The organism is Pseudomonadota bacterium (genome assembly GCA_026388275.1).
GTDB lineage: Bacteria > Desulfobacterota > Syntrophorhabdia > Syntrophorhabdales > Syntrophorhabdaceae > JAPLKB01.
This window is the reverse complement of sequence record JAPLKB010000059.1, coordinates 14,981-41,698: the sequence shown is the minus strand read 5'-3', so window position 1 is coordinate 41,698 and position 26,718 is coordinate 14,981. Positions and strand designations below refer to the sequence as shown.

Below are 26,718 nucleotides of genomic sequence, written 5' to 3'. Positions count from 1 at the left end.
CCTCCTACTTACCTATATCAAGCGTTTTTATGAACATCTCTTTTGTCGTGTTAATCACATTTACATTCGCTTCGTATGCCCTCGTAGCCGATATCATGTCTGCCATTTCTTCCATAAGGTTTACGTTGGGAAATGTCACATACCCTTCCTTATCAGCATCAGGATGACCAGGGTCATAAACCCTTTCAAAAGGTTTGTTGCTTTTAACAATTTTGTCAACCTTCACCCCTTCAATCCTTTCTGAAAGTATTTTTCCAAACTCTTTTGTTTCAGAAACCTCACTTGTCCCAAAGACAACTTCTTTCTTTACAAAGGGACCGCCTTCATCCGTTCGTGTTGTATGTATATTGGCAAGATTTGAGGCAATTACTTCCATCCTTATCCTCTGGGATTTCAAACCCGATGCACTGACTTTTAACATATCAAGGATACCCATGTTTTACCCCCTTACCCAAAAGCAGTTTTGAGTTTTGAGTTCTAAATTATTAATAAAAATAAAACCAAGATTCGCTGTAGAATACATTAATTGCCTCGCATGTAACTCAAAATTTGTTTTCAATTTACCTTCTTCCCTCATTAATCATGTATCTCATCATAGAAAACTTTTTTGTAACAAGCTGAATAAGCGAATTGTACATCATGCTGTTTTCCGTCATCTTTATCATTTGATTTTCAAAATTCACCGTATTGCCATCCATGCTGTTGCCGCCTTCATCTCCTGCATTTTCTTTCACTTCAATATCTTTCTGGCCAAGAGTCTTCTTCTGTATCTCGTTAAAAAAATTAATATCTTTTTCCTTATAATTAGGAGTATCGGCGTTTGCTATGTTCCCTGCAATGACTTTGTGATAATAAGACCTGATTGTAAGAGCTCTTTCAATAAGATTTACGACATCCATAGTTTACTCCTTATCAGGGATATTAATCCCCAAGTCTCTGTATTCTTTTATTTTATTTCTTAATGTCCTCACTGTTATACCAAGCATTGAAGCTGCTTTTGTCCTGTTACCTTTATAAGATTTCAGAGCCTCAAGAATAAGATTCGTCTCCATTTCCTTTACAGAACCCTGAGAGATGTTTTTCACAATTGCCGTTTCCTGCAAATTCGTCAATTTAATAACAGAATAATTCGAAAGGATGCATGCCCTGGCAATATTATTTTCCAGCTCTCTCACATTGCCCTTCCAGCTGTTCTCCATTAAAAAAGTCATCGCTTCCTCATCAATTCGCATGTCAGTACCTTTAGAATGCTTACGCAAGAAATGCGCCACAAGTTCCGGGATGTCCTCTTTTCTGTCTCTAAGGGGCGGTACGATTATAGGAAATACATTAAGTCTGTAAAACAGATCTTCACGGAATTTACCTTCCTCAACAAGTTTATTTATGTTTCTGTTTGTTGTGGCAATAACCTTCACGTCAACCTTTTTTGGGTACTTTGAACCGACTATCTCTATTTCTCTCTCCTGTAAAACCCTTAACAATTTTGCCTGAAGTCTGAAATCCATTTCTGTGACTTCATCAAGCAATATCGTCCCCTTGTCCGCAACCTCAAATTTACCCATTTTTTTTGATATAGCGCCGGTAAAAGCCCCCTTTTCGTAACCAAAAAGCTCACTCTCAAGAAGATTTTCCGGCAATGCCGCACAATTTACAGCCACAAAAGCATTTTTTGACCTGTCGCTGTTTTCATGGATATACCTTGCTACCAGTTCTTTTCCCACTCCACTTTCACCAAGCACAAACACAGTAGTGTCTGATTTTGCCACCCTTTCTGCTTTAAGAAATACATCGCGCATTATTCTTGAAGAATAGACAATCTTCCCGCCATTAACACCAAGCGCACGTTTTACCACACTGTAAAGCGTCTCAGCATTAAAAGGCTTTTGAATGTAATCAAAAGCACCTTCTTTTATCACGCTAACTGCATCCTGGATCGTCCCGTATGCCGTTACAAGAATCACAGGCAGCAGAGGATTATCTTCTCTGATATGTTTCAGGAGGTCAATTCCGTTCATATGCGGCATTTTTACATCTGTTATGATAATATCGAAAATACGTTTTTTAATTTCATCAATTGCCCTCATTCCATCTTCTGCAAAGGAAACAGCATATCCCGCCTTTGACAGGGATTCCTTAAGAGCAAGTCTCATATGATAATCATCATCTACAACAAGTACATTCGTTTTCAAGTCTTATCCTTTGGAATATAAATAAAAAAAGATGCACCTGAACCCTCTGTTGATTCCACTTCAATATAACCACCATGGGCTTTTATAATATTATAGACAATATACAGTCCCAGACCGACGCCTTTGTCCTTTGTAGTAAAAAAAGGGTTGAAAATATTTCTTCTTACCTCTTCGCTCATACCAATACCGTTATCACTTATAGCAACAACAACGTATTTCTCTTCCTCTTTTATTTCTATCCTGATAAAACCCTGTGTTGTAACAGCTTCGATAGCATTGCTGATAAAATTCATTATCACAAGCTTCATCATATCGGGATCAAAATACGAGGGGCCGTCATAAGTGGAATTAAATTGAACTCCTATATTACGGCTCATGATGGAAACGCTCATAAAATCAAGGGTATCTTTTACAATTTCGCTGATTTTTTCAGGTCTTAATACAAGCGTTTTAGGTCTCGTATAGGAAAGTATGTTGTTAATGATCCGGTCAATAGTTTTAACTCCGAACTGCACATAATTTATATATTTTTTCTTTTCTTTTGTTTTTAGTTTTCCATTTGCAAGCATTGAAAGAAAAAGCTCCATACTTCCTAAAGGGTTTTTGATTTCATGGGCAATCCTTGCAGCCATTTCACCCATAGCCATCAATCTTTCATCTCTTTCGAGCCTTTCTTTCATCTTTTCAAATTCAGTTACGTCTTCAAATACAATAACCTCTTTTCCTACAAAACCGTTTGTTAATACCTCTTTTTTCCACCTGTAATAACCTTGGCCGTTTTTTATTTCACCAGCTTTTTGATCACCATTATTTAAACCACATAAGAATTTTTCAGAGCCCAGCATTTCTGCTTTTCTGTTTGAAAAAGATACAGATTTTCTATCAATAACGACAACCCCTACAGGCAGTGAATCGAGGATATTGTGCAGATATTCCTTTGCCTTTTCCAACTCCCTGTTTTTCTCTTCCACTTCCTGCTTTAAAAGTCCTATATGGCTTTCAAGCATATTATAGTAGTTTATCATTGAATCAGAGGCTTTAGAAAATTCTTGAAAAGCATTTTGAAGCAAGTTGGTTTCCGACGCAGGCATGATTAATTTAAATGCAAGATATATACCAATACATCAGCGGATAATGCATGATGGGAGAAAGGCATTGTATTACAAATTTTAAACAGAAAAAACCTTGTTAATTCATGACATTTAATTTTATTACACGAGTTGCTACAACTGACTGCCCTTCGTCATTATTTTGACATGAATGGGAAAATTATTCCATCTTGAGACGCTTCATTTTTTCAATAAGGGTGGTTCTATTCATGTTGAGCATCTGGGCGGCTTTGCTTTTAACCCCGTTTGTTTCCTGGAGAGCCTTAGCAATTATATTTTTCTCGAACTCTGATACAAGCGTATCATACCCCTTCTGAATATCTACCTGCCCGGGTTCATCTTCTATGCTCCAGAATTTTTCAGGCAAATCTTCTATGCCAATGCAGCCTTTCTTTTTTAAAACCACAATTCTTTCAACGATATTTTGGAGTTCCCGTACATTTCCGGGATATCCATAATTCATCAAAACATCCATTACTTCTTCTGAAAAACCTTCAATGCCTGCACCGTTTATAGTATTTGATTTTTCGAGGAAATAATTGAGTAAAAGAGGTATGTCCTGTCTTCTTTCCCTTAAGGGTGGTATTTGTATAGGAACAACACTCAAACGATAATACAGGTCTTCCCTGAATTTGCCTTCCCTTACAAGTTCCTCCAGATTTCTATTGGTAGCCGCAATAATCCGTAAATCAACCTTAATGGTTTTTGATCCGCCGATTCTTTCAAATGTTTTTTCTTGAAGTACGCGCAGAAGTTTTACCTGAAGATTAAAACTCATATCGCCTATTTCGTCAAGAAAGATGGTGCCGCCGTGAGCAAGCTCAAACCTACCGTACCTTGTATTCACTGCACCGGTAAAAGCGCCCTTCTCATAACCGAAAAGCTCACTTTCAAGCAAAGTTTCCGGGATAGCACCACAATTTACAACAACAAGAGGGTTATCCTTTTTCGATGAATTATAGTGTATCGCTTTTGCTACAAGCTCTTTACCGACACCGCTCTCGCCGGTAACCAATACGGTTGCACCTGTATCAGCAACTTTTTCAATAAGCTCAAACACTTTCTGTATGCCGAAGCTAATTCCAATAATGTTTTCAAACTTGTATTTATCCTTAAGGCAATTCCTTAATATTGTATTTTCCCGTATGATTTTACTTTCAGAGTATCGTCTTAAGAGGTTTGCCTTTAATGTCAATCCTTTCGGGATGTTCTCGTTTTTCAATAGTTTGTAATAGTATATTGCAGAATTAACGATTGCAAGAATCTCATCAAAGTTAAAGGGTTTCAGTATATAGTCAAAAGCACCGAACCTCATGGCACTTATAGCTGTCTCAAGACTACCATAACCCGTCATGACAATACCGAGAGTATCAAGGTATTCCTTCTGAATATAGTTTATCAACTGAAGTCCGTCTATCTTGGGCATCGAAAGATCGGTAATTAAAACATTGTAATTATTGTTCTTCAGAGCTGATAACGCCTGTTTGCTTTCCAAAAAAGGATCTACCGTATAACCGCTGTCTCGTAAAAACTCAGTCAGCATTTGCAGGATACTTGCTTCGTCCTCCACAACAATGATTTTACCTTTATCCATTTATTTCCTGCACTCTAATGTAATTAATTATTTAAAGCATTAAGGCAATTTCACATAGTATATACCTTTTTATTACAGAAAATAAAATACAGATTTCTTAACAGAACAATATTGACAGGTTATAACAACAAGAATCAGGGAGCCTATGTTGTATATTAATTTTTTTCTAAAAAAACCGATAAAGAGATTAAGGAGCTTTAAATGGATTTAAAAACAGTTAAGGATATCGTCAAGAGTTTAATGGAAAGCAGGTTTTATTTTTCACTGAATCTTAAAGAAAGACATGATTTGGTAAAATATCTTCTTTCCACTTTGACGCCTTCATTTTAGATTTTCTTCAGTGCCCTGCGCTTTATGCGGATACGGTTCTCCTATCTATCTTAAAGTTACCGCCCTTCGAACGCTTTGCCAGTGCTTTCATTTTTGATGCAACCTCTGTAATCTCTCCATAATGGACAAAATTACAATATTTATTACTTGCTATACCAATCGAAACTGTCATAAAAGAAAATATTTTAGTATTGCCCTGTCTGTCTATTGACTGGATATAACCTTTTTCTCTATCTTCCGGATCATAAAATGTCTGAATTATTCTATTGAACGCATCAATAATCTCTGCAGATGTTTCTTCGATAACATCTATATTCATTATATATATAAAATCATCTCCACCGATATGTCCTATAAAACTATATTGAGCCTGCTTATTTTTAACAATATTCAGGATCAGCCGCCCTGCTATTTTTATAACCTCATCCCCCCGGCTGAACCCGTACTTATCGTTGAAAGGCTTAAAATGATCAATATCCAGGTATGCAAGGGCAAATATCTCATTTGCATCAAGTCTGTCTTGTATCTGCTTATTAATCGAAATATTTCCCGGTAGCCTTGTCAGGGGATTGATTTCCACAACCCTCTCGGACCTTGCAATACAGAGCTCAACTCTCGGCAGTATCTCTTTTTCGATGTCTGATATCTTTATATAGTCATCAACGAAAAAAGAGTTCAATTCCGGTATTACCGTATTTTCATGTAAAGTAACAAGAAGAGGCAATTGGCTGAACATGGGATCGCTCTTCAAACTACTTAAAATATCGATAGTAGTGGTATCGTTTAAAGCAATTTCAACGACAACCAGATCAGGTATGGAATTATAAATACAGTCAAGCGCAGAGGCAACCCCATTGAAAACTATCACATTATATGAAATATTCAGACTTTTTAGAATAATATTTATAAGAAGCGCATCGTCTGATATTACAACAATCGTTTTCATCTTCATATAATCATTCGAGAACTAATACACCTGCATCTTCTATTGAATCATCCATTTCTTTAAAAATATCCTTTAGATCAGATTCAGTCATATTAAGGCTTTCCCAGATGGCAGGATTCATGATTGGAACCATATTGTCGCCAGCAAAACCGAAACCCCTTGCACGTATGAGTATATCGGAGATGTAAACAATAGCCGTCTCAATAGGTACACTTTTTGACAAATGAGGTTTGTGGTGGTATCGAATCGCTTCAATCAGGTTCCCTGGAAATCTCCATTTCTGAGTCATCCACGTCCCGACATCAGCATGAGTTACTGCAAAAACATCCTCTTCTGCCGCTGAAATAATAATATCCTTGTCTTCAGCCTGTTTCATTGCATACTCATAATGTTCCTGGAATTGCAGGATCATAACGACCTTGCCGATATCATGGAGCAAACCGGCGATGGAAACCTCTTCCGGTTCTTTCAAGCCTATTTTTTTTGCTATTAGTCTGGCAACTATAGAACAACCCAAAGAGTGTTCCCAGAGTCCAACCATGGACCTCTGCATGAGTTCAAAAACAGAAACGCCGAGCAGCAAACCCTTTAAAACATTTAACCCGAGGAGAATTACTGCCTGACTTACTGACGATATCCTACCTGGAAAACCATATATTGGAGAATTTACCATCTTTAAAACCTTTGTGGTAAGAACAGGGTCGTTTGATATAAAATTACCAATCTCGTTTAGCGAAACCTTTTGATTTTCAAGTACTTTTAAAACTTTTTTCAATGCTCCGGGAATTGTCGGCAATGTATCAATGTTTTCAACTTTATGGCGCATCAGCTTTGTATCAAGTTTATTCATAAAGTCCTTCAATGTGCTCTTTAAGCACCTTTTTTAACACATCCATATATGGTTCGTGCTCCACTTTTTCAAATCTTTTATATAATTCCAGCAAAACCTCTTCCTTCGGTCTTTCCGGTTTTGACAAACCTTTTACATAAACACCCTCAACATTCATTTTTTTTAGTTTCTCTATTGTGGCCTCAGTCAACTCAGTATTTTCGCTTAGTAAAACCATGCCGCTTTCATTGAGAACCTGTCTTGTAATCATCATTCCAGGTTGAAGATTGTTTAACGGGATCTTTGGCAATGTTGCTCCTTTGTTATGCGTATTACAATAAATCTCTAATACTGTTTGCTTCTCCCCATTAATACAATAGGTAAGTCTAACAAAATTTTAAGGAAAATCAATATATAATTAAAGACATTATAATACACCATATATTTGATGGAAAATTCCATGTTAAATTTATGACACACAGCATATTTTTACAGATTTGCCATTTAGTACCTTCTTCAAAGAGCAGCAAAAGCATGGTATTGGCATCCAGGCCTAAAAAACTTCATCCGTTTACCCGCCAAAGACCCAATCAATTATTAGGCATGGAAAATGCATATAAATATTGCATGTCAGATCCAAAAACTATACAGGGATTACCCCCCTTACAAATGATTACGTTCGGAAACAGAGAAAACAAGGCATTTAATAATTATAGTTATATTAATAATATCAGTTTCGAGCAAATCCTAACTTCATCATTAAAACAACTTTACAGTAAAGACATCAACCTAAGAAAGGATGCAGCCAACGGACCAATATCTGTTTTAGATCCCCTGAAAACACTCGACCTTGATGATAATGCAAAGTTCAAAGAAGGTCTGAAAACCGTCTTTAAGCATGAAGGGTCAAATCTTGTGAAAGAAGATGGGGGAGGAAAAGAATCATCAAAATTCGGAATTGTTGAATCAACAGCAAGGGAATATGGTTATAAAGGAAATATAAGGAGCCTGACAATGGCTGACGCTGAAACAATTTACAGAAAAATATGGGATAAGTCCGGCGCTGGGTCTTTGCCTTACCCTTTAAGCGTTGTACATTTTGACACTTATGTAAACAGCCCGTCAATGGCTAGGAAAATCCTTCGACAATCCGGCGGGAACATTGACAAATACTTAGGATTGAGACTTGACCGTTACAAACGACTGGCTCAATTAAAACCGGAAAGATATGGAAAATACTTAGATGGATGGACAAACAGAGTCAAAAACCTGAAGGTCTTAGCAAACGCCTTTGTAAACAAACAGTATGAGTATATAAACAGAAAAACGTAGTATTAATCACTTAATTCCCTGATCGTTTTTTTAAAGATACATATCCGGCACTTGTTTATCTGGTAAATAGCCTTGTCGTCTCTTGAGCATTACAAAATATATTATCCCGGATATGACATTGGTAAAGGTAAAAATATACCGAATATACTGCCTTTTCCTACTTCTGATTCAACAGTAATAAACCCGCCATGATTTTTGACAATAGAATAACAAACAGCTAATCCCAGACCCATCCCTTTTTGTGATCCCATCTCTTTAGTGCTGAAATATGGGTCAAAGACCTTTGAAATATCATCTGCCGCAATACCTGTACCATGATCCTTTATAGAAATCTTAACATATCTCCCTTCGCTCTGAGGGATATTGTCTTTTGATGTAATTGCAGTATTGTCTATAGATATGTTAACGTAACCTCCATCAGGCATAGATTCCCTGGCATTGTCGATAATATTGGAAATTACCTGTTTTATCTGTCCTTCATCAAGCATGAGGGTGGGGATATCTTCATGCATATTGTACCTGCATTTTATATATGGAAAATCCTTGAGGACATGCATTGCCGTCTTCCTGACAAGCTTTCCAACAGATATGGGCTGTGGTGAAGGGGTGCCTCCTTTTGAAAAGGTAATTAATTTTTTTATCAGTTCACTTGCATTTATTAGTACTTTTTCAGCCTTATCGAGCAAACTAAACGGCTTACTCGCAGGGTCTATCAACATCTTCGCAAAGGATGTATTGCCCAGTATCGCCGCGAGCATATTGTTGAAATCATGAGCAATACCTCCTGCAAGAATACCGACAGATTCAAGTTTTTTCATCCTGTAAGACTCTTCCTCCACCTTTTTCTTTTCCGTAATATCCTCAAGAAACCCTTCTAAATACAGGAGGGCTCCTTCTTCGTTCCGTACTGCCCGTGCGCTCTGAGATATCCATATAGTACTTCCGTCTGCCCGGTAACATTCCGCTTCATAATTAATCATTCTATCTTCCTGCAGTATCATGTCGATAAATTGTAAACGTGCTTCGGGATTTACATACATCTGTTTGCCGATGTCTGTAATCGTTTCAATTAATACTTGAGGCGAACTGTAGCCAAAAATCCGGGCAAATGCCGGGTTTACATCAATAAAATTTCCCTTCAGGGTTGTCTGAAAAATACCTTCTACAGCATTCTCAAAGATATTTCCATACTTTACCTCAGCACTTTTCAAAGCTTCTTCTGTTCGTTTCCTGTTAGTAATATCATGTATTGTTTCAATTGCTCCGATAATATTTCCGGTAGAATCATGGAGTGCCGATGCTGTTGCAATGAAATATGCCTCGCGACCATTTAAGTTCTCCACATATACTTCGGCTTTAAGCAGCCCGTTTTTTCTTTGAACTTTTTTGTATTGCTTCTCCAGCTCATTATCAGAATAAAGGAATATGTCCAAAAGCGCAGGTCTTCTCTTGCCGTAAAACGGGATGGCATATTCATAGTCTCCTTTACCCAGTATATCTTCTGCTCTGACCCCCGACATTTTCTCTAAGGCATGATTCCAGGCTATCACTTTTCCATCAAGATCAACAACCATGGTTGCATCAGGCAGAAAATTGATAATATCGTTAAAAAGCTGCATTGATTCAATAAGTTCTCTTTCTACCTTTTTACGCTCTTCAATCTCATGCATAAGTTCTTCATTGATTTTCTTAAGATCCGCTGTCCGCTTGTTTACACGCTCCTCAAGTTCATCATTGGCCTTCCGCAGCATCTCTTCGGTACGTTTTCTGACAGTAATATCAAGTATGGACTCAATAGCACCAACCACATTTCCATTATTGTCATAAAGAAGTGACGCCTTTAACGAGAGAAACACACCCTGCCGGGCAGCAAATTTAGGAATATATGTTTCTGCAAATATCGTATCCCTCTCTCTTTCAACATACTGATAATGTGATTCGATCTCTTTGTTATGCATTTGAATAATATCCGCCAGTACCGGTCTGCGTTCACCATAAAAAGGGATTGTATATGCATAATCCCCCTTCCCGATAATATCAGCCTTTTTTACACCTGTTAGTTTCTCTATTGCATTGTTCCAGGCTATAACCTTTTTATCTTTGTCAATAATAAATGTTGCATCAGGTAAAAATTCAATAATATCGATAATCTGCTGGCTTACAGACTGGTTTATTTTCTTGCTTTGGTCTTCTTTCATCGTTTAATGCTCAATAAATTTCCTTATATGTTTTGATCTACCTTGCTTTGCATGAATGCTTGCCAGTAAGGGGGACTTTTATTTATATGCAAAATGCCTGCCATAACAGTAAGTTACTATTAAAAATCCGGTTCGAATCAAAACGCCATCGTTTAACAGTCTTGAAAACCGCTTTCTGGAATCATTCATTATATCATTTGGTTAACAGGATTAAATCTAAAGGCTTCATACTTATTGAAAACAAGTTTCTTACTTGTCAAATTATTAACCTTTTAGATAACGCTAAGGGCTTCTGCCAAGAAAAAAATTGCTTACTTCGACTTAAACAGATAATTATTCTTTTTAAAAAAGGGAGGGAAAAGGCAAAACCCCCTGAAGAGTAGCATACGTGTTGGGGGGGGAGTTGTAAACTGTTCTCTTTCATGGGCTAACTGTTTAAATGCAACAAAATATTTTTCTGAAGTTAACCCTGCGGGGGTTTTGCCTTGGTGAGCTTTTTTTAATATTTGCTTTACTTGTTCCTGGGCATACATAAAAAAAGTTATATTTTTGTATACCATGTCTTTTTTATATAGCCATTTATATAACATGTAGTTCATACTGACTATTCTCGATATTATAATGGAAAACTTAAATAATATGTTATTGATTTATTATATACATTATATATAGATTGTCTATATATTTTATAGGGACAGCAAATAGGTTCGCAGATTTATCTTTTTGTTGTTTAAATCAAGCTTGCTTCTGATGCTGTTTCTGTGGGTATCAATTGTACCCGTTGATATATTCATAAGCTCTGCAATTTCCTTGCTCGTTTTACCGTTCTTGATAAGACCGGCAACCTGGATTTCAGTTGGCGTAAAAGTGGAATAGTTTGAGGTCATCTTCTGTAAAAACGGAGATATAATATCTCTCAAGTTTGTTTCAAGTATGCCCAGATACACTATCTGGTTGTCGCTTAAGTGTCCATTTTTCAACCTTTCAATATACGGGAACACCAGTTCCTGGACATTAGCCAGGATTGTATCTTTAAGGGCCTTTTTATCCTCCTCCCTGTGCTTAAGCAATACTTTTAAAGCAATGTTGGCTTCTTCAAGATTAATAGATTTTATCTCCAGTTCATTTTCTCTTTTTTTCAGCGCTTCTTTGGCAAGGTTGCGATGGGTAGTATCCCTCAGGTATACAAGCAATACCGCCTCTCCTTTTAATGTTGTCTTTGTTATCGAGGCTTCGGTATCAATGAATGTTCCGTCTTTTTTGATATGCTTGATTTCATATGCAGTGGCAAGACGTTCTTTACTGTTTTGTTCTATAGAAATACCCATAACCTTATCGACATAATCAGGATGAATTGTCATCCCGATGTCTTTTCCTTCAATTTCTCCGGCACTTTCATAACCGAGCATCTCTACAAGTCTACGGTTGACGGAAACATACCTCCCATCCTTTACAATTAAGATACCGTCATTGGAGTTTTCAATAGCAGTTTTATAACGCTCTTCAGATTCCTGTAATGCTGCCTCAGCCTGTTTGCGCTTTGTAATGTCTCTCCACACTGTATATAGATATTTTTTTCCTTTTATCGGGACTGCTGTCAGCGATACTTCTGCCCAGAAGGGTTCGTTATCCCGATTAATGTGCACCCATTCAAAAAAACTGCTTCCTTCCTTTTCTGCCGTATCAAAAACCTCTCTTCCCTTATCAGATGTGAGCCGGCCATCAGGCTGTATTTCGGGAGATACTTGCGTAGGAGAAAGCCCTAACAACTGTTCCTTTGAAGTACAATGCATTATTTTGCAGGCAGCATCATTGCAGTCGGTAAACTTGTTACTATCAAGCAGCAAAATAGGGTCAACAGACTTTTGAAATAATAATTTGAATTTGGTTTCGCTTTCCTGCAGCGCCTGCCGGGCCTTTATGGACTCAGTAATATCAAGAATTGACACCACACTCTTTTTTGTGCCCGGAATAATCGCAACAGTTACATACACATCCCTTACATCGCCGTTTCTGTCAATAAATTGACATTCATAACTTCCGGGCGCACTATCAGGATCAACCCTCCTTGTCTTATGGTACATTATCATTTTTTCAAGGCAACTTTTTTCGATAAAATCTGTCCAGCTTTTTTTACCCTCTACTTGTTCCTTCGAATATCCGGACAGACTTTCAAACTTCCTGTTCACATTTGATATTATTGTGTCTTCTTCAATTATTATAGTTGCAGTACCGGTAGTTTCAAAGACGGTGCGGTATAAAGATTCGGAAATTAACTGGTCAGATTTACAATCAGTAAGGTTGGTTTCGCTTTTATCTTGCTGCAGATCTATTGTCATCTTCTACAATATAACAGACAAGCTTTGCGCCAATCAAGATAAGGATATAAATTATGATTTAACTATACATTCGATTTATTACTCAAAAGAAAAATCCACAAACATAACTTCTTTTCCTCCTCCATTTCCATTATTAATATTAAAATAAAACGGAAGTGAAATTATAGGGATTTTCGTAATAAAATTCATTTCTACAGCATTGCCTACCACAACCATCGGTATTGCAGCTTTTAAATTTATACCGGTCTTTTCAAATTCTTTTCTCGCCTGGCCTGATATTATATTTGTCAGCTCGCCGATTGCATCGACAACTTCTGCACTTATTGTATTGCATTCTTCACCTATGAGTGTTTTAAAAACAAACATAGCACCGCTATTTCTTAAACTTATCGCAATCATACCTTTCTTATCGCCCACAAGCCCCATTATGCCTGTAACATCGCCGGATGTGCTGTTTATGGTTTTTAAAACAGGCTTACCAATATCTACAGTAATGCCGAGCATTGTCTTAAAGACTGTCTGTGTGGCCAATATAAAAGGGTTAATATATTTTACTTCCATTTGATCCCCCAGTGTTTCAGTTTATTTTCCAATTCTTGCCCTCGCCTTGTCAATTGCTCCCTGGAGTTTTTCAGGTGTAAAGGGCTTTACAATATAATTATCGACTCCTGATTTAATAGCTTCCATTATACAGTCTTTCTGTGCCTCGGCAGTAACCATAAGAAACGGCACATTTTTAATTCCGTCATCGCCCTTGCATGCCTTAAGGAAATCTATGCCGGTCATCTCGGGCATAATCCAATCGCTGATTATAAGGTCAATTTCCTCTTTCTTCAAAACATCAAGGGCATGCTTTCCGTTTTCTGCCTCTACAACGTTGTCAATATTTATCTGTTTTAAAACGTTCTTTATTATTTTCCTCATCGTTGCAAAATCATCGACCACAAGAACCCTCATACTTAACCTCCTTAAAAAGCTTTAAAATATTAATATCAATCTTAAATCATTATCGTTACAAAACAAATAAACTTAAGGCTAACAAATATTTTTTTGCTGATTGAACCTTTGAATCTTTTAATTTATAATAAACTGAAATAATATGGAAAATATTATTAAAAAAGACATTTTAGTGAAACTCACATCCGGTTATGGCTTACCATCACTTTCAAACGTTGCCGTAAGACTTATCGAACTCGCATCCGACGACAAAAGTTCTATGGACGAGTTGGCAAACCTGATCGAAAAAGACCCTTCCCTGACTATCCGTGTTCTAAAACTCGCAAACAGTGCTTTTTTTAAATCCATCTACCCTATAACAACAGTGAAACATGCTGTCATAAGAATCGGGTTTCACCATTTGAGAATATTAGCATTGTCATTATCACTGAAGGATACCTTCCCCATGGGTAAAGTCGGGAGCATGAATTACGAACAATTCTGGAGGGTTTCTCTGTATCGGGGACTCCTGGCAAAGTCGCTGGCCAATATTCTTAAGCTATGCGAGCCTGAAGAAGCTTTTGTTGCCGGGCTCACACTTGAGATTGGTTTCCTTATATATTTTGATATGTTCCTGAAAGGCAAGGACGATTGCATCAATCTTGGCATATACCCCCTGGAATCACTTTTGGCTCTTGAACAGGAAAAGCATGGGATAAACCACAGAGAAATCGGTGAAATTGCGCTTCAATACTGGAAATTTCCCGACAAAATCATTGAGTGCCAGCGTTACTACGGGCAGGAAAGGGACGCGACAGGACCATCAGGACTATCGAAAATATGCAGGATAGCAGGAAAACTGTCGGCGCTTATATGTTATAAGCATATCGATTTCAATGAAATATTTAATACAATTGTATCTTATTATGGCTTAGATAATGAAACAGTATATGAAGTCGTCATTTCAGCATTGGATGAGGTTGACGAAATATCAAAGGCACTCCAGGTATCGGTCGAATTTGATAAAGACATGACCGGACTTATGGAAAAGGCAAACAGGGCTTTAAGTGATATTTCGGAACAGTTATTAAATGAAAAAGATAGAGGAGGCTTACCTTCCTTCGATTCATTGCGTGAAAAAGACGGTAAAACCGAGGATATGGCTTATGCCCTTCAGGCAGTCGCCCATGAAATCCGTAATCCACTGACGATAGTAGGCGGGTTTACAAGAAGGCTCGCAAAAACAATGGACCCCTCTTCGGATGGATGGAAATATATTGAAATAATCCTGGAAGAAACAAGAAGACTCGAACATGCGTTAGAGGAAGCCACAAAAGGTCTTACTACATAGTTTATAATTTATGTTTCTGCACAAACCATTCAGCTTTTAGAGATTCAATCCGTCAGATATATACAAAAAATGGTCTTCATTTAATAAAATATTTTTATTGACGATTATATATTTAACTCACAACCGTTGTCCGTGCGTGGCATACTTTATGCTTAACTAAACACAAGGCGTTACAAAAAAATATTCCAGGTTTAAGGAGGTTTCAATGCAAAAAACAAAAACATTTAATAATAGATATCTGCTCTTATATTTATTTATGATCAATTTTATACTCCTGCTTTTTTTACATTCGGCAGCCTTGGCAGATGGTAAGGAGGAACTTGAAGTAAAAAGGGATAAACAAAAAACCGTTTACACCATAGATTCAAAAGATGACCAAAAAAAGGATGAAGACAAGGCAAATGCCTGGGAAATGCTAAAAAACAAAAACATGTGGATTCAACCGAAATAGCTCATAATCATCACATAACTGCTCTTCATGAGATAAAGTATGTGGTAAATTCAACTTCAAAGTACACCATATAAGATAAACTGAATTTCAATTAACCTTCAGCTTCCAGGATGAGTGCTGGCAGATAAAATTGGGAGACTCCAGTTTCCATAATCCCTTGACACTCTCTTAACAGTTTGATAATATTTAGACAAAACAAAATGGGGTAGGTAAAATAATTGTTTTTTCACCTAGCCCCATCTTTATTTTAAAGATATGATATCTATAATAACTTTTATGTTTTCCTGCTTTCTCCTTATTGCATCGGCTGTTTTTGGCGCCGAAATGATGATTGGAGGCGTAACAAATTATACGGTTCAGAAGGGCGATCGCCTTGAACTGATTGGTGCAAAACTCGGGGTATTCTGGAAGAACATTGCAAAAGAAAATAATCTTGATCCAAAGGTGCCGTGCGTGCCAGGTCAGGAGCTTAAAATTACCACAAGAAAGATTGTTCCCCGCACTTTAGAGGACGGCATAATAATTAACATTGCAGACAGAACTTTATACTACTTCAAAATGGGTAAATTGACAACATATCCTGTAGGTGTAGGCCTGGCCAGAGAAGACGATTTCGGTGACTGGCACACCCCCACAGGGAAGTTCATTATTTTAGGAAAGAAAAAAAATCCGACATGGTCTGTGCCTGAATCAATCCAGTTAGAAATGGCATTCAAAGGCAAAGAAGTGGAGGAGACAGTTCCTCCTGGTCCTAAAAATCCCTTAGGGAGATATGCTATCCAGACATCCATACCCGGCGTCTTGATCCATGAGACCATCTGGCCGGCAAGCGTTTACCGGTTTCAGAGCCACGGATGTGTTAGAATGCTCCCGGAGCATATGGAAAAGTTTTTTGAAGAGGTTGAAAAAGGTACAAAAGGTGAAATTATTTATGAGCCTGTTAAAATGATACTCACGCAGGAGGGAAAACCCTATCTCGAAGTGCGTACAGATACATACAAAAGGTTTTCATCTCTGAAGGATCTGGCATGGAAACTGATTGATGAACAGGGTGTCAGAGATAAGATAGATACGGGCAAGGTAGAACAGCTTATCAAGGATCAATCGGGGATTGCAGAAGACATTGCCTTTTATCCCAAAAAAGAGGCAATGGTTCCATATATGGTAAAAACCTTTTATCAGAAATTTTTTGATTTATTCAAACCAAAACTCAAAAACGATAAAAGATCCTCTGAGTTGCCCTGCGGTTCTATGACTCAAAGCTTGCTTCGAGTCATTTGGTTAGTTTAGACAACATAGATTATATTCATGCATCGTACCAGGTTTGTAAAATGGGAAATGTCCTGAAGTTCCCTGTTGACATATTATGAGCAAATGCTTATAATAAACGCATGTCAAGACCAAAAAAATGCAGGTGTATCAATTGTTCTCCCAATGCTTCATATTTTAAACCAAAAGGTATCCCCCTGATAAACCTCGAAGAGGTCTTGTTAAGTCTGGATGAATTTGAGGCTATCCGTCTTGCCGACCATGAAGGACTTTACCATGAGGAAGCTGCCGTGAGAATGAGCATATCCCGCGCAACATTCGGACGGATACTTGACGGCGCACGCAGTAAGGTTGCCGATGCCATAATTAACGGCAAGGCACTTAAAATAGAAACGATAAATGATGTAAATAAATGATATTAAAAAATGGAGGTTGATTAATGAAAGTTTGTTTTGCAGTAGAGGAAAATGACGGTATGGAAAGCACTGTCTATAACCATTTCGGCTCAGCGCCGGAATTTGTTGTTGTCGATACTGAGCTTAAAAAGACAGTAACTATAAAAAACAGGGATATTCAACATGCACACGGGGCATGCAATCCGGTTGCGGCTATAGGTGGGCATCAGATCGATGCAGTAATTGTCGGCGGCATAGGTGCCGGCGCCCTCATGAAACTCAATGAGGAAGGAATAAGGGTTTTCAGGTCTGTTGCAAATACTATAAAAGATAATCTCGTTTTGTTGACAGAGAAAAAACTTCCTGAAATGACTGTTCGCCAAACATGCGGTGGTCATCAGGGAAAATGCGGCCATTAAAAATAGGAGGAGAACATGCCGATCTATGAATATAAATGTGGAGATTGCGGAAAGATAAGTGAATTCTTAATTTTAGGAAAGGGTGAAGAGCTGTTCTGCAAATCATGTAAAAGTCAGAATCTTGCAAAACTTATATCAGCCCATAACACCACTTCTTCAAGCAGTGACTTTGGGGGAAGTATGTCCGACAGTTGTTGCGGGAGCCCCAACAGCTGCGGCAGTTCTTTTGGCAGTTGCGGCAATCCTGGCGGGTGTTGCGCCGGTTAATTTTACTAAGCATTTTTGTGCTACCTGTAATAGAAGGGCTATTTTCCCGGAACAACAAAGGGCTTATCCATTTGAAAATCATCTGGTCAATAATCTATTATTTAAACTCAACCCTGTAAAAAAGATCGACGCCGCTGTCGGTCCCCTTCCTGCTGCCTTCCACCTCCCAATTCCTGAGGAAGGAATATCTGGCAGTTGCAAGATAATCACCCGTAAAGAGTGAACGCCCGAAAGCAATATAAAGTTCCGGCGACAGATACTTACCGACTGTAACTATTGAACTGGAAACACTGCTGTCTCCGGTAGTGCTGTTTGATTGACCGGCAATTCCTCTCGGTTGAATGCTGCTTATCTGGCTGCTGCTCGTTTTGCTGCTGCCTGTCTGAACATCAAATGTATCAAGTCCGGCAAATTTCATCACCTGACTCTGCAGGGCAGATGACTGATCCTTGGCAAGCATAGTACCTGCAGCCTGCAATAACAGTCCTGCCTGATTGCTGTCAGTACCTGTCTCCATGGACTTGCCCAGCACTATATATGAAAGAATATCCATATCCGGCATTGCCGGCTCAGAGTATAGCTTTACAAGCGGCAAACGTGGCGTTCCGGTTATTGACACACCTGCCTGTACATCGTTGAGCCTGCGCACATCACGTATCTTACGTACAGCCAGGATGTCCAGGTTGGCAAATTCAGCAGGCCCGCCCGTAAAAACGATACGGCCCCTCGTAATTCCGAGCGAAATACCGTGTCTGTCGTATTGTCCTTTTGCAACCTGTATCTGTCCACTGGCAGCAACCTTCTCAAGGTTTTGTGCTGTCAGAAACACCTTACCTTCCAGGCGCGCATTTAGTCCTTCAATATTGATCATAACTTTGTTGCCAAGGATAACATTTACCTGCATATCAAAACCCATGCGTAAAGGCTTTTTTTGTTTTTCCGGAAGGTCCACGATAACCACATCGGGGCTTGAAGTAATAAGCCCCTCATGCACCGTGCGTTGAATCAACGCCTCCGGGACCATAACTGAACCCCTTAAAACAAAATTTTGCATATCACCTTTAAAGCTCAGATCAGGATTAGTCAATACCTGAAGCTCCGGCAAATAAACTGTTTGGAGGTTCCCGCCATTAATCTTCCCCTCGTAGCGCATTATCCTCCAATCATTCACCCACACCATTGCATTACCCTGCATACTTCCGTTACCGGAATGCAGCCCGAATGAACTGATATTCACACAATTTTCTTTTAACTGTGCCTCAACTTTTATGTCCTTCAACCTTATGCCTGCCGGATAAAGGTATGCCGAGGCATTGGCAAGACTTATATTGCCCTGGAGATCCGGTACTTTCCAGGTACCTCCTGCAGTAAGATCAAAGGTCAATTGACCCTGACTTTCACCAATCAGCCCCGGGAATATGGCGGTAAGGAGACCATTTTCCTGTACCTCCCCGCTGGCAATAAGTTTTACCTGTCCCTGAGGTTCAACGCTGACAGGAAAACATGCAGGTATTGGAAATCGGAACCCAGCCTTCAGATAACCGCGGTTTAACAGCAAAAGTGAAAGATTGCCTTTCAGTGCTGTTTCATCCCATTCCATATCCATGTCTGCCTTTTCAGCCTTTGCCGTGATAAGTCCTTCCTCGCTTTTCCAGGCAAGACTCCCCTGGGATAGCTTTGTTTTACCGGAGACTTCGAAGTGCCTCCCCGGTAAGAAACGTCCTTTGAGCTTGCCGTTCATATAACCTTTAAGGTCAAGGGCCGGGTGAATCCAGGATTTTATCATATCAACATTCAGAGTTTCCCAGGTAGTCTCAAACTGGCCTGCTTCAGGTATTCCTATAAACGCCGGCCGTTTTGACAGGACCTGGCCTTCCACCCTGCCGGCATCTCCCGTTTTAATATCCCATGAGGCTATAAGCCCTTTTTCATTCCAGTTGAATTTCGCATCTCCTCTTGTCATGCGGACACTTACAGGCCCGTTTATTATTGTATCATCCGCTCTGACCGAAGCGGACACCTTCATGATGTTATTGCCGGACCATTGAGCATCAAAAAAACCTGATGTATGTCCTGCAACAGAAGTCCCTGCAAGGATAAAGTTTACCCTGGCAACATTCAAATCCTGCCACTTAATTTTCGCATAACCAAGGATGGGGTGAAAAGCAAGATCCGCATCTGCCTCTAGCCTTTCATTTGAACTGCCGATTAGTGACAGCCTGCTTAAAGTAAAATGATCAGATGATATCTTCATTGCAGCAGGCTCCAGGAGTTTAACAGACCCGAAACTGGTATCACTACAGTTCATCTGCATAATTGTGCCCTGCCATACTCCCTTTGCGTAGCCGCCATTTAAAGAAGCCTGTACTTTGCCTTCCTGGGCGGCAATTGTCACCATGATATTGTGAGCCGGGACAGCACCTTGCACTGTCATATCGAGGGAGCCCGCCTTCAAAGCACCATAGGCAAGACTTCGGATCTTCGCTTTTCCCTTAAGCGAGTCTCCTCCGTTGTTATTGAGCAGCGCTTCCACATTAACCGAGCCCATTTTTGCCCCGAAGGCTGAGATGTCGCTTCCCCCGGCTTTCAAAATACCGGCAAGTTGTCCTTTATGTTGCCTTGTCCATCCCTCGGCAGTTAAACGACCTTCCGATCCGGGTATTAAACCGGAAAGATCACTTATCCGTACAAGATAATTTATTTTATCTTCAAGGGCGCCTGATGCTGACAGATCAAAACCATTTCCATGCAGCGCAAATCGTACAAGATTAAACATACCCTGATGCCATCTTGCATCCATATTGCCAGTAAGAGCTTTGTTGCGAAGCATACTATTTAAAATATCAACCTTGATAATACCTTCCTGGGCTACTGACTTTGACCATCGAATTCCACCTTCTAAATTCATATTAATCTGCCCCTGCCATGCAGATGTGATTCCGGCAGGGTTAAGCCCTCTTGCCTGGAAAGAGCCCGACAAAATAATGTCATTAACCCATGAAGCTTTTACCTGACCTGTAATCGTCCCGTTTAAAAGACTGCTGTCAACGGTCAGGGACTTCATTCCCTCAAGATTCATTTCAAATGCACCCTTAATGTGTGCTGCCTTCCATGAAGACACATTATTCTTCAAGCTGTAACTACCTGAATAATTTACAAAATCACTTTTCAATTCAATTGCACCCGATAGCGAGGTGTCAACCTTTATTGCCCCGTGGCTTGCCGCGGGGTAGTTCGCTTCCCTTGAGAGGTTAAAGTCTGAAACATTGATGTGAAGGTTCATAAGCGGCACGCCTGAAGAAAAATCTATCCCTCCTTCGGCAAGCAATTTTCCTTTACGCCCCTGCTGGTTCGTTATAAGTTCGGAAATGCTTAAATCATTCCGTCTCACACCAAGCCTGCCTGCAGTCTTCAGATTCTCCTTGTTACCGGATAAAGCAACAATCTGAAAAGGCCCTGCCATTTGTTCCGGTTTATGGGCTTCTTTCAATTTCATGGTAAGCACAAGGCTTTCTATACCGGGAATTTTCTTCTCAAGCGTCATCTTGAGTGAAGCGGAGAATGTTGGCCCGGCAAAACCTGTCTTCATATCTCCTTCAGTTTTTCCAATGGGCGATTCCATTTTCAGGTTATCAGCAGCAAGCGTCCCGAAAAACCAGGTAATTTTCGTAGTAAGCCTGTTTATGATATTGAATTCCCTATCCCCACTTCGATAAACAAGTCCGTTTATCTCAAAAGATTTTACCCATCCGTTGAAATATGAAAGAAAGCGGGGAGGCTTTGGCCATGTAAGGTCAAGAGGCGTTCTTATGTTCGGATATTTGTCATCAAAAGAGATCCCCTGAACAACAAAATTTTTTACAGCCATGCTTCCCGTAACAATATACAGGGGCTGACATGAAAGATCTATACTGTCAATTCCGATCTTCCATTTTTTCGTTTCTGCCTTAATGCCTTCAATCTTTAAGCCGCCCGCCAGAGAACCTGCAATCTTTTCAATTTGAATTTTTACAGGCAAGGAACGGAGTACACCTTCCAGTACCCAGCGGGCTCCATGGTTAGTGTACATACCCCAGAAGATTACGCCTGCCACGACAAGGATAAAGAACACAGCAGACAACCATATCATGATCCGTCGCTTCATAATTCAAGTCCAATTGAAAAATGTATTCTGTAGCCGGGATTTACAATACCGATCTGACGGGCAAGATCCAATCTTACCGGTCCCACCGGCGTATAATAACGGCAGCCCATTCCTGCACCCTGGGCCGGGACAATATTTGAAAAATTATTAAAGGAATTACCAACATCGTAAAAAGCGGCAATCCCCCAGTTTGTACTTATGGCACGTTCCAACTCGATATTTCCAATAAGAATATGCTTTCCGCCAATCACCTCTCCGTTATCGCCCTTTGGTCCTAAGGACTGGTATTTATAACCACGGATACTGTTGTCGCCTCCGGCAAAAAAGCGAAGTGCAATAGGCAGATTCCCTGCAGTGTCCCCCTGCCAGGTTGCACCGGCCTGTACCCTTGTCAAAATTGAAAATCCTTTCGGGAGAGGAATAAGCAACTCCCCTTTTGATACGACCTGCATAAATCCAACATCGGAACCTATCTCCTTAGTGGTTCCTTTCAATTCCATCTGATAATGGAATCCCTTCTCCGGCCGTACCAATTTATTAAAACGTCGTTCGGAAAACCGCATTCCTGGCATAATAAGAAACGAGTTAGTCCTCTCATTACCTGCTTCGGAATATTCCTTTTGAATCTGCATGAAAAGAGATCCGACCCTTCCTGCACCAAAGCTCCTGGCACGTTCAACCTCTGCTGTTGCCAAATTGATGGTATAGCTCTGAGTATCTTCTGCCTGAGCAGCTATCTTGAAGGATGTGAGGGCATCTGTATCCTTTTGCCCCGGTATTGTGTAGCGCGTCGCTATCCCTTGCAAAGCAGGACTGACAGTTAGTTCCGCAAGCAATTCATGTCCCCTGCCGGCAATGTTCACATCCCGGTAATACATTGATCCACGGGGTCCTGTATCAGTGCCGTAACCGGCACCTATTTTAAAACGTTTCGGCAACGAAGGAACAAGCACAATCTCGATTGGCACACAGTAATCAACAGCTTTTTCTTTTTTAGCATTAATAATAACTTCTCTGAAGCGGTCTGAATTTGTCAGATTAGCCTGCGTACCGGCTATCTTCTCATATAAAAATACCTCGCCGCTCTTGATTTGAAGATAGCGCCTTAAAAAACTTTCCGGATAAGGTATGGCACCTGAAAAGGTAACATCCCCGAATCTATATCTGGGTCCTGTCTGAAGTAAAATATTAATCTGTGCTTCCAGGCTGTGTAAGGAAATATTTATTTTATGTATTGAAAATGATGCATCAAGATAACCGAGATCCACCATTTTATTCTGTAATTCGTTTTTTGCGCGTTCATATATATCCTGACGCAGCACATCACCTTTATGAAGCGGATATTTTTTGATAAGCTCAATGAGATCCTTTTCTTCGGCACCAGGGCCATCCGCACTTACCTGCACCTCCGTAAGACAGACAGGCTCACCTTTCTTTACATCTACATGTAAAAGGTATATTCCGCTATCTGCTTTTTCGAGGGTTGTTGACACTTGTGCCTTATAATACCCAAAAGGCTCAAGGCTATTTTTCACCTTTTGGGGAATTTCCTGGTTGAAGCGTCCCAGCCACCTCGTATCCACTACTCCTTTATTGACAAGTCCCGACGGCCGGGCAAGCGCTGTTTCCACGTTCGAACGCTCTATACCGGTTAGCCCCTCTACAACAACCTTAACCGACTCTTCAATCTGCACCGACTCTTCTGCAGCATACAAGACGGTTAAAAGGCAAAAAAACATGATAAAACCATATATCAACCTTAAAAACATTGTTTTTTCCGTACATCCTTTCTTATTGCGGGAAAGTATAGCAGAAAAAAGCCGCTTATCATGCAAAAGACTGTTGAACAGCCCCGACTGATTCTATTGATATTGCTTGTATATATGTCTCCCGCTTTATGCACTGAGACATAGTATACATAATGAACAGGTAAAACAAAATGTGATTTTTCAGTGCAAACTTTGTCTGAAAATATTAGAATAGTCACTAAGGCTGCATAAGAATTTGAATTGCAGCAAAAAAGAACCGACAAATATTTAAAAAAGGAGGGAAATATGGTCTGGACATGTTCTGTATGCGGTTTTCAATATGACGAAAAAGTTGAGAAGGTACCCTTTGAAGAATTGCCGGAGGATTGGCACTGTCCTATTTGTAATGCACCCAAGAGCGCTTTTGAAAAATCTGCTTAATAATAAAAGGAGGTAAGATTATGGTAAAACTGTGGAGATGTATAATTTGCGGAGATCCTTATATCGGGGATAATCCGCCGGCAAACTGCCCCTTTTGCGGCGCCCATCTGTCTTACATATTGGAAGCAAAGGAAGCAAAGGTAAGTTTTGATGTTGCTTTAAGCGATAAGGACAGGGCTAACGCAGAATATGCCCTGAAAGTTGAAGTAAGCAATTCGTCCTTTTACTCCTGCGCAGCAGGTAAAACTGATAATGAAGAAGGGAAGCTTCTCTTCAAGGCGTTATCTAAAATAGAGGCAGAGCATGCCGCTATCTGGAAAAAGATACTGAAGCTTCCTGCTGTGCCTGCAGGAAACGAAACCTGTTTCATAGAAAATCCGAAAAATTTACAGGAATCCCATGAACGTGAAACAAGGGCAATCGCATTTTACAAAAAAGCTGCTGAAGAAGCGGACAATGCACGGATAAAACAGATATTCGAGGCTTTGGTAGAGGTCGAGACAGACCATCTTTATCTGTCGGAAGTGAGGCTAAAGTAACAATATTAATGGAGAACAGATGAATAAACTTCCGGGGTACAGAAAATGTTTTTTCTGCAGCAAAGAGGAGCCGACAGGTGTAAAGCTTATATTGCGGTATCAGGAAAGTACTGTAATATGCGACTTTACGCTTGAGAGAAGATTCCAGGGGTTCAATGGGATTGCGCACGGAGGCATCGTAGCAGGGATACTTGACGAACTTATGTGGTGGACTATTGCTGTTGAAACGAGGAAGGCGTCTATGACCAGGAAAATGGAGGTTGAACTCCTGCAGCCGGTCATTTGCGATAAACATTATACAGCAAAGGGAAAGCTGCTGAAACAAGGACACAATACCTTCTGGGTTTCATGCATAATTGAAGATGATGCCGGCAAGGCAGCAGCTAAGGGAATGGCTGTCTTTAAACTCGCAAAAGACATTGAATTGCATGATATGATAGATGATCTCGATTTTACGAATGTCGCTCCGGAAATAAGAGATATTTTTACCAATATGCCCACACACATATGACGTGCTTTGCCAATTACAGAATGCGCTTTGCAAAGGGAATTTTCATGATACAGTAATGACATAATGCAAATGTAAAAGGCGTTGCAGCAGCAAAGACAATGACAAATTTAAGCAAGGGATAGAGCGGCATATCCTTCATAAAATAAGTAAAAGCAACCACAACGGGCGCATGAAAGACGTAGACTGCAAAGGCATCTTTCGACAATACCCCGAAAAGCCTTCCCTGGTGATTGTCATACTTGTTGCCAAGATATATGCAGCATATAATAGCTCCTACACAGGTAATATTTTCCCAGAGAGCGCCGAAAAGCCCCTGCCAGGTCGGCCCTCCTCTGTAGAGTACAGCATGTTTATTCAGTATGCCGTCACAGACTATAAATCCGACAAAAAGAAGGAATGAGAAGGCCAATACTTTTATCCAGAATCTGTAAACATCATGATTTATGCAGGCCAGCCATTTCCGGCGATAGGTTACGATCCCGAGTATAAACATGGCGATATACGGCGGATAGTTGCCGGGCCTCAGATGAAAAACCTTATAAGTAGCAGGATAATATATCCGGGCCAGAAAGGTGATAAGCCCTATAATGATCGCCAAAAACAAGATCGTGACATTGGCAGGAAAAGTACCACTGCTCCCGTGGTCCGGCGAAAAGAACTTTGTAAATAAACGCCACAGAATGTAGAAGAAAGAAAAGATGATAAGAACCTCTGCAAACCAGAGGGCTGCAGGTGCTACATTTTTAAAATCATAGATATTTTCGAGGAAAGAGTACTCTGCAGAAAGGGTGTTGTAATTAACGAGATATGTGATAGCAGGACCGATAAAGTAAGAATACACAACAAGAGGTATACCGAGCTTGATCATCCTGTCCTTCATAAAGCTAAGCGGTCCTTTTCGATCATACGAAGCAGGTGTGAAAAAAGCGGCTATAAAAAAGAAAAACTGGATAACAAACGCCCTGCCAAGAAAGGTGAGGATGGTTAAAAATATCTGGGACAGGTTGTCATCGGCATATTCCGCATAGTACCACCCGCCCGGAACTCCGTAAATGACCGCCGCATGGTGAAGCACCACAGAAAACGTCATGTATATTCTTAAATTGTCGATATAATAAAGTCTATTTGCTTTTGTCTTGATGATCTGCGCCCCTTTACTAATACAAATTCGCCTTCAATCATATAACTTCGTTGCCTCCTCTTCGCGCTCCTCGAAGTACTGGTAGTACGCCTACGTCGGCTCGTCGTCGTCGCCTCGTTCTATGCATGAAACCAAATTAGTATAACTAGTTACCATCCGGAAACCCCGGATGTAAAACTATCGGTTTCCGGGTCGGAAAGGAAGTTTTTTTCGTTCCGGCAAGGAACTCAAGGGATTGCG

General features: G+C 39.9%; 27 protein-coding genes. 11 read left to right on the top strand and 16 right to left on the bottom strand.

What is annotated here, in order from left to right; translation table 11 throughout:
* Positions 1-4: 4 nt before the first annotated feature.
* The 5 genes from flgC to NT010_14270 form a co-directional block, all read right to left on the bottom strand.
* On the bottom strand, positions 5-436 hold the full coding sequence (gene flgC, locus NT010_14290) for a flagellar basal body rod protein FlgC (GenBank protein ID MCX5807206.1): 432 nt from the start codon (positions 434-436) through the stop codon (positions 5-7).
* Between the two features lie 124 nt (positions 437-560).
* Positions 561-899 carry a flagellar basal body protein gene (locus tag NT010_14285; protein ID MCX5807205.1) on the bottom strand — a complete coding sequence of 113 codons (339 nt, stop codon included), beginning with the start codon at positions 897-899 and terminating at the stop codon, positions 561-563.
* 3 nt (positions 900-902) lie between these two features.
* Positions 903-2,189, bottom strand: a complete 1,287-nt coding sequence (locus NT010_14280) for a sigma-54 dependent transcriptional regulator (protein MCX5807204.1) — start codon at positions 2,187-2,189, stop codon at positions 903-905.
* A complete protein-coding gene (locus NT010_14275; GenBank protein MCX5807203.1) occupies positions 2,186-3,214 on the bottom strand; it encodes an ATP-binding protein in 1,029 nt (342 codons plus the stop codon). The genes NT010_14280 and NT010_14275 overlap by 4 nt, the downstream gene beginning before the upstream one ends.
* A 244-nt stretch (positions 3,215-3,458) precedes the next feature.
* Positions 3,459-4,892, bottom strand: coding sequence for a sigma-54 dependent transcriptional regulator (locus NT010_14270; GenBank protein ID MCX5807202.1), 1,434 nt, complete (start codon positions 4,890-4,892; stop codon positions 3,459-3,461).
* Positions 4,893-5,093: 201 nt separating this feature from the next.
* On the opposite strand from NT010_14270, the gene NT010_14265 reads away from it, so the two are divergent.
* The gene (locus tag NT010_14265; protein ID MCX5807201.1) at positions 5,094-5,222 is read left to right on the top strand and encodes a hypothetical protein; all 129 of its coding nucleotides are present in this window, start codon (positions 5,094-5,096) and stop codon (positions 5,220-5,222) included.
* 22 nt (positions 5,223-5,244) lie between these two features.
* On the opposite strand, the gene NT010_14260 is transcribed toward NT010_14265, so the two are convergent.
* Genes NT010_14260 through NT010_14250 form a run of 3 tightly spaced genes read right to left on the bottom strand, consistent with a single transcriptional unit; the run spans position 5,245 to position 7,307 of the window.
* On the bottom strand, positions 5,245-6,174 hold the full coding sequence (locus NT010_14260; GenBank protein ID MCX5807200.1) for a diguanylate cyclase: 930 nt from the start codon (positions 6,172-6,174) through the stop codon (positions 5,245-5,247).
* Between the two features lie 4 nt (positions 6,175-6,178).
* Positions 6,179-7,018, bottom strand: coding sequence for an HDOD domain-containing protein (locus NT010_14255; protein MCX5807199.1), 840 nt, complete (start codon positions 7,016-7,018; stop codon positions 6,179-6,181).
* Positions 7,011-7,307 (bottom strand): hypothetical protein, encoded by a 297-nt coding sequence (locus NT010_14250; GenBank protein MCX5807198.1) that lies wholly within the window; start codon positions 7,305-7,307, stop codon positions 7,011-7,013. The genes NT010_14255 and NT010_14250 overlap by 8 nt, the downstream gene beginning before the upstream one ends.
* Before the next feature lie 293 nt (positions 7,308-7,600).
* Between NT010_14250 and NT010_14245 the strand changes: the two genes are divergently transcribed.
* The gene (locus tag NT010_14245) at positions 7,601-8,329 is read left to right on the top strand and encodes a hypothetical protein (GenBank protein ID MCX5807197.1); all 729 of its coding nucleotides are present in this window, start codon (positions 7,601-7,603) and stop codon (positions 8,327-8,329) included.
* A gap of 101 nt (positions 8,330-8,430) precedes the next feature.
* On the opposite strand, the gene NT010_14240 is transcribed toward NT010_14245, so the two are convergent.
* The 5 genes from NT010_14240 to NT010_14220 form a co-directional block, all read right to left on the bottom strand.
* Positions 8,431-10,527 (bottom strand): PAS domain S-box protein, encoded by a 2,097-nt coding sequence (locus tag NT010_14240; GenBank protein MCX5807196.1) that lies wholly within the window; start codon positions 10,525-10,527, stop codon positions 8,431-8,433.
* A gap of 311 nt (positions 10,528-10,838) precedes the next feature.
* Positions 10,839-11,126 carry a hypothetical protein gene (locus NT010_14235; protein ID MCX5807195.1) on the bottom strand — a complete coding sequence of 96 codons (288 nt, stop codon included), beginning with the start codon at positions 11,124-11,126 and terminating at the stop codon, positions 10,839-10,841.
* 87 nt (positions 11,127-11,213) lie between these two features.
* Positions 11,214-12,866: a PAS domain S-box protein gene (locus NT010_14230; protein ID MCX5807194.1), complete on the bottom strand. Its 1,653-nt coding sequence runs from the start codon at positions 12,864-12,866 to the stop codon at positions 11,214-11,216.
* Between the two features lie 78 nt (positions 12,867-12,944).
* On the bottom strand, positions 12,945-13,427 hold the full coding sequence (locus tag NT010_14225) for a chemotaxis protein CheX (protein ID MCX5807193.1): 483 nt from the start codon (positions 13,425-13,427) through the stop codon (positions 12,945-12,947).
* Positions 13,428-13,448: 21 nt separating this feature from the next.
* Positions 13,449-13,823, bottom strand: coding sequence for a response regulator (locus NT010_14220; protein ID MCX5807192.1), 375 nt, complete (start codon positions 13,821-13,823; stop codon positions 13,449-13,451).
* Between the two features lie 142 nt (positions 13,824-13,965).
* Between NT010_14220 and NT010_14215 the strand changes: the two genes are divergently transcribed.
* From NT010_14215 to NT010_14190, 6 genes are all read left to right on the top strand, one after another.
* Positions 13,966-15,153, top strand: a complete 1,188-nt coding sequence (locus NT010_14215; GenBank protein MCX5807191.1) for an HDOD domain-containing protein — start codon at positions 13,966-13,968, stop codon at positions 15,151-15,153.
* A 205-nt stretch (positions 15,154-15,358) separates the two neighbouring features.
* The gene (locus NT010_14210; protein ID MCX5807190.1) at positions 15,359-15,604 is read left to right on the top strand and encodes a hypothetical protein; all 246 of its coding nucleotides are present in this window, start codon (positions 15,359-15,361) and stop codon (positions 15,602-15,604) included.
* A gap of 324 nt (positions 15,605-15,928) precedes the next feature.
* Positions 15,929-16,894, top strand: a complete 966-nt coding sequence (locus NT010_14205) for a L,D-transpeptidase family protein (protein MCX5807189.1) — start codon at positions 15,929-15,931, stop codon at positions 16,892-16,894.
* 101 nt (positions 16,895-16,995) lie between these two features.
* Positions 16,996-17,289, top strand: coding sequence for a DUF134 domain-containing protein (locus NT010_14200; protein ID MCX5807188.1), 294 nt, complete (start codon positions 16,996-16,998; stop codon positions 17,287-17,289).
* A 23-nt stretch (positions 17,290-17,312) separates the two neighbouring features.
* Positions 17,313-17,687, top strand: coding sequence for a diguanylate cyclase (locus NT010_14195; protein ID MCX5807187.1), 375 nt, complete (start codon positions 17,313-17,315; stop codon positions 17,685-17,687).
* A gap of 15 nt (positions 17,688-17,702) precedes the next feature.
* Positions 17,703-17,954 (top strand): zinc ribbon domain-containing protein, encoded by a 252-nt coding sequence (locus NT010_14190; GenBank protein ID MCX5807186.1) that lies wholly within the window; start codon positions 17,703-17,705, stop codon positions 17,952-17,954.
* 97 nt (positions 17,955-18,051) lie between these two features.
* Here NT010_14190 and NT010_14185 read toward each other — a convergent pair whose 3' ends face one another.
* Both NT010_14185 and NT010_14180 read right to left on the bottom strand, forming a co-directional pair.
* A complete protein-coding gene (locus NT010_14185; GenBank protein MCX5807185.1) occupies positions 18,052-22,098 on the bottom strand; it encodes a translocation/assembly module TamB domain-containing protein in 4,047 nt (1,348 codons plus the stop codon).
* Positions 22,095-23,867, bottom strand: a complete 1,773-nt coding sequence (locus tag NT010_14180) for an autotransporter assembly complex protein TamA (protein MCX5807184.1) — start codon at positions 23,865-23,867, stop codon at positions 22,095-22,097. Before NT010_14180 ends, NT010_14185 begins: the two co-directional genes overlap by 4 nt.
* Positions 23,868-24,152: 285 nt before the next feature.
* Between NT010_14180 and NT010_14175 the strand changes: the two genes are divergently transcribed.
* Genes NT010_14175 through NT010_14165 form a run of 3 tightly spaced genes read left to right on the top strand, consistent with a single transcriptional unit; the run spans position 24,153 to position 25,337 of the window.
* Positions 24,153-24,287, top strand: coding sequence for a rubredoxin (locus tag NT010_14175; GenBank protein MCX5807183.1), 135 nt, complete (start codon positions 24,153-24,155; stop codon positions 24,285-24,287).
* A 20-nt stretch (positions 24,288-24,307) separates the two neighbouring features.
* Positions 24,308-24,826, top strand: coding sequence for a ferritin (locus tag NT010_14170; GenBank protein ID MCX5807182.1), 519 nt, complete (start codon positions 24,308-24,310; stop codon positions 24,824-24,826).
* A gap of 19 nt (positions 24,827-24,845) precedes the next feature.
* Complete coding sequence (locus tag NT010_14165; protein MCX5807181.1) at positions 24,846-25,337, top strand: PaaI family thioesterase; 492 nt, start codon at positions 24,846-24,848, stop codon at positions 25,335-25,337.
* A 13-nt stretch (positions 25,338-25,350) separates the two neighbouring features.
* Here NT010_14165 and NT010_14160 read toward each other — a convergent pair whose 3' ends face one another.
* Complete coding sequence (locus NT010_14160) at positions 25,351-26,448, bottom strand: acyltransferase family protein (protein MCX5807180.1); 1,098 nt, start codon at positions 26,446-26,448, stop codon at positions 25,351-25,353.
* Between the last annotated feature and the right edge of the window lie 270 nt (positions 26,449-26,718).

Bases quoted from the DNA above. Each gene is read 5' to 3' on its own strand.
- flgC (MCX5807206.1), bottom strand. From the start codon at position 436: ATGGGTATCCTTGATATGTTAAAAGTCAGTGCATCGGGTTTGAAATCC.
- NT010_14285 (MCX5807205.1), bottom strand. From the start codon at position 899: ATGGATGTCGTAAATCTTATTGAAAGAGCTCTTACAATCAGGTCTTAT.
- NT010_14275 (MCX5807203.1), bottom strand. From the start codon at position 3,214: ATGATAAACTACTATAATATGCTTGAAAGCCATATAGGACTTTTAAAG.
- NT010_14270 (MCX5807202.1), bottom strand. From the start codon at position 4,892: ATGGATAAAGGTAAAATCATTGTTGTGGAGGACGAAGCAAGTATCCTG.
- NT010_14265 (MCX5807201.1), top strand. From the start codon at position 5,094: ATGGATTTAAAAACAGTTAAGGATATCGTCAAGAGTTTAATGGAAAGC.
- NT010_14260 (MCX5807200.1), bottom strand. From the start codon at position 6,174: ATGAAGATGAAAACGATTGTTGTAATATCAGACGATGCGCTTCTTATA.
- NT010_14255 (MCX5807199.1), bottom strand. From the start codon at position 7,018: ATGAATAAACTTGATACAAAGCTGATGCGCCATAAAGTTGAAAACATT.
- NT010_14245 (MCX5807197.1), top strand. From the start codon at position 7,601: ATGGAAAATGCATATAAATATTGCATGTCAGATCCAAAAACTATACAG.
- NT010_14240 (MCX5807196.1), bottom strand. From the start codon at position 10,527: ATGAAAGAAGACCAAAGCAAGAAAATAAACCAGTCTGTAAGCCAGCAG.
- NT010_14235 (MCX5807195.1), bottom strand. From the start codon at position 11,126: ATGAACTACATGTTATATAAATGGCTATATAAAAAAGACATGGTATAC.
- NT010_14230 (MCX5807194.1), bottom strand. From the start codon at position 12,866: ATGACAATAGATCTGCAGCAAGATAAAAGCGAAACCAACCTTACTGAT.
- NT010_14225 (MCX5807193.1), bottom strand. From the start codon at position 13,427: ATGGAAGTAAAATATATTAACCCTTTTATATTGGCCACACAGACAGTC.
- NT010_14220 (MCX5807192.1), bottom strand. From the start codon at position 13,823: ATGAGGGTTCTTGTGGTCGATGATTTTGCAACGATGAGGAAAATAATA.
- NT010_14215 (MCX5807191.1), top strand. From the start codon at position 13,966: ATGGAAAATATTATTAAAAAAGACATTTTAGTGAAACTCACATCCGGT.
- NT010_14210 (MCX5807190.1), top strand. From the start codon at position 15,359: ATGCAAAAAACAAAAACATTTAATAATAGATATCTGCTCTTATATTTA.
- NT010_14205 (MCX5807189.1), top strand. From the start codon at position 15,929: ATGATGATTGGAGGCGTAACAAATTATACGGTTCAGAAGGGCGATCGC.
- NT010_14200 (MCX5807188.1), top strand. From the start codon at position 16,996: ATGTCAAGACCAAAAAAATGCAGGTGTATCAATTGTTCTCCCAATGCT.
- NT010_14195 (MCX5807187.1), top strand. From the start codon at position 17,313: ATGAAAGTTTGTTTTGCAGTAGAGGAAAATGACGGTATGGAAAGCACT.
- NT010_14190 (MCX5807186.1), top strand. From the start codon at position 17,703: ATGCCGATCTATGAATATAAATGTGGAGATTGCGGAAAGATAAGTGAA.
- NT010_14185 (MCX5807185.1), bottom strand. From the start codon at position 22,098: ATGAAGCGACGGATCATGATATGGTTGTCTGCTGTGTTCTTTATCCTT.
- NT010_14180 (MCX5807184.1), bottom strand. From the start codon at position 23,867: ATGTTTTTAAGGTTGATATATGGTTTTATCATGTTTTTTTGCCTTTTA.
- NT010_14175 (MCX5807183.1), top strand. From the start codon at position 24,153: ATGGTCTGGACATGTTCTGTATGCGGTTTTCAATATGACGAAAAAGTT.
- NT010_14170 (MCX5807182.1), top strand. From the start codon at position 24,308: ATGGTAAAACTGTGGAGATGTATAATTTGCGGAGATCCTTATATCGGG.
- NT010_14165 (MCX5807181.1), top strand. From the start codon at position 24,846: ATGAATAAACTTCCGGGGTACAGAAAATGTTTTTTCTGCAGCAAAGAG.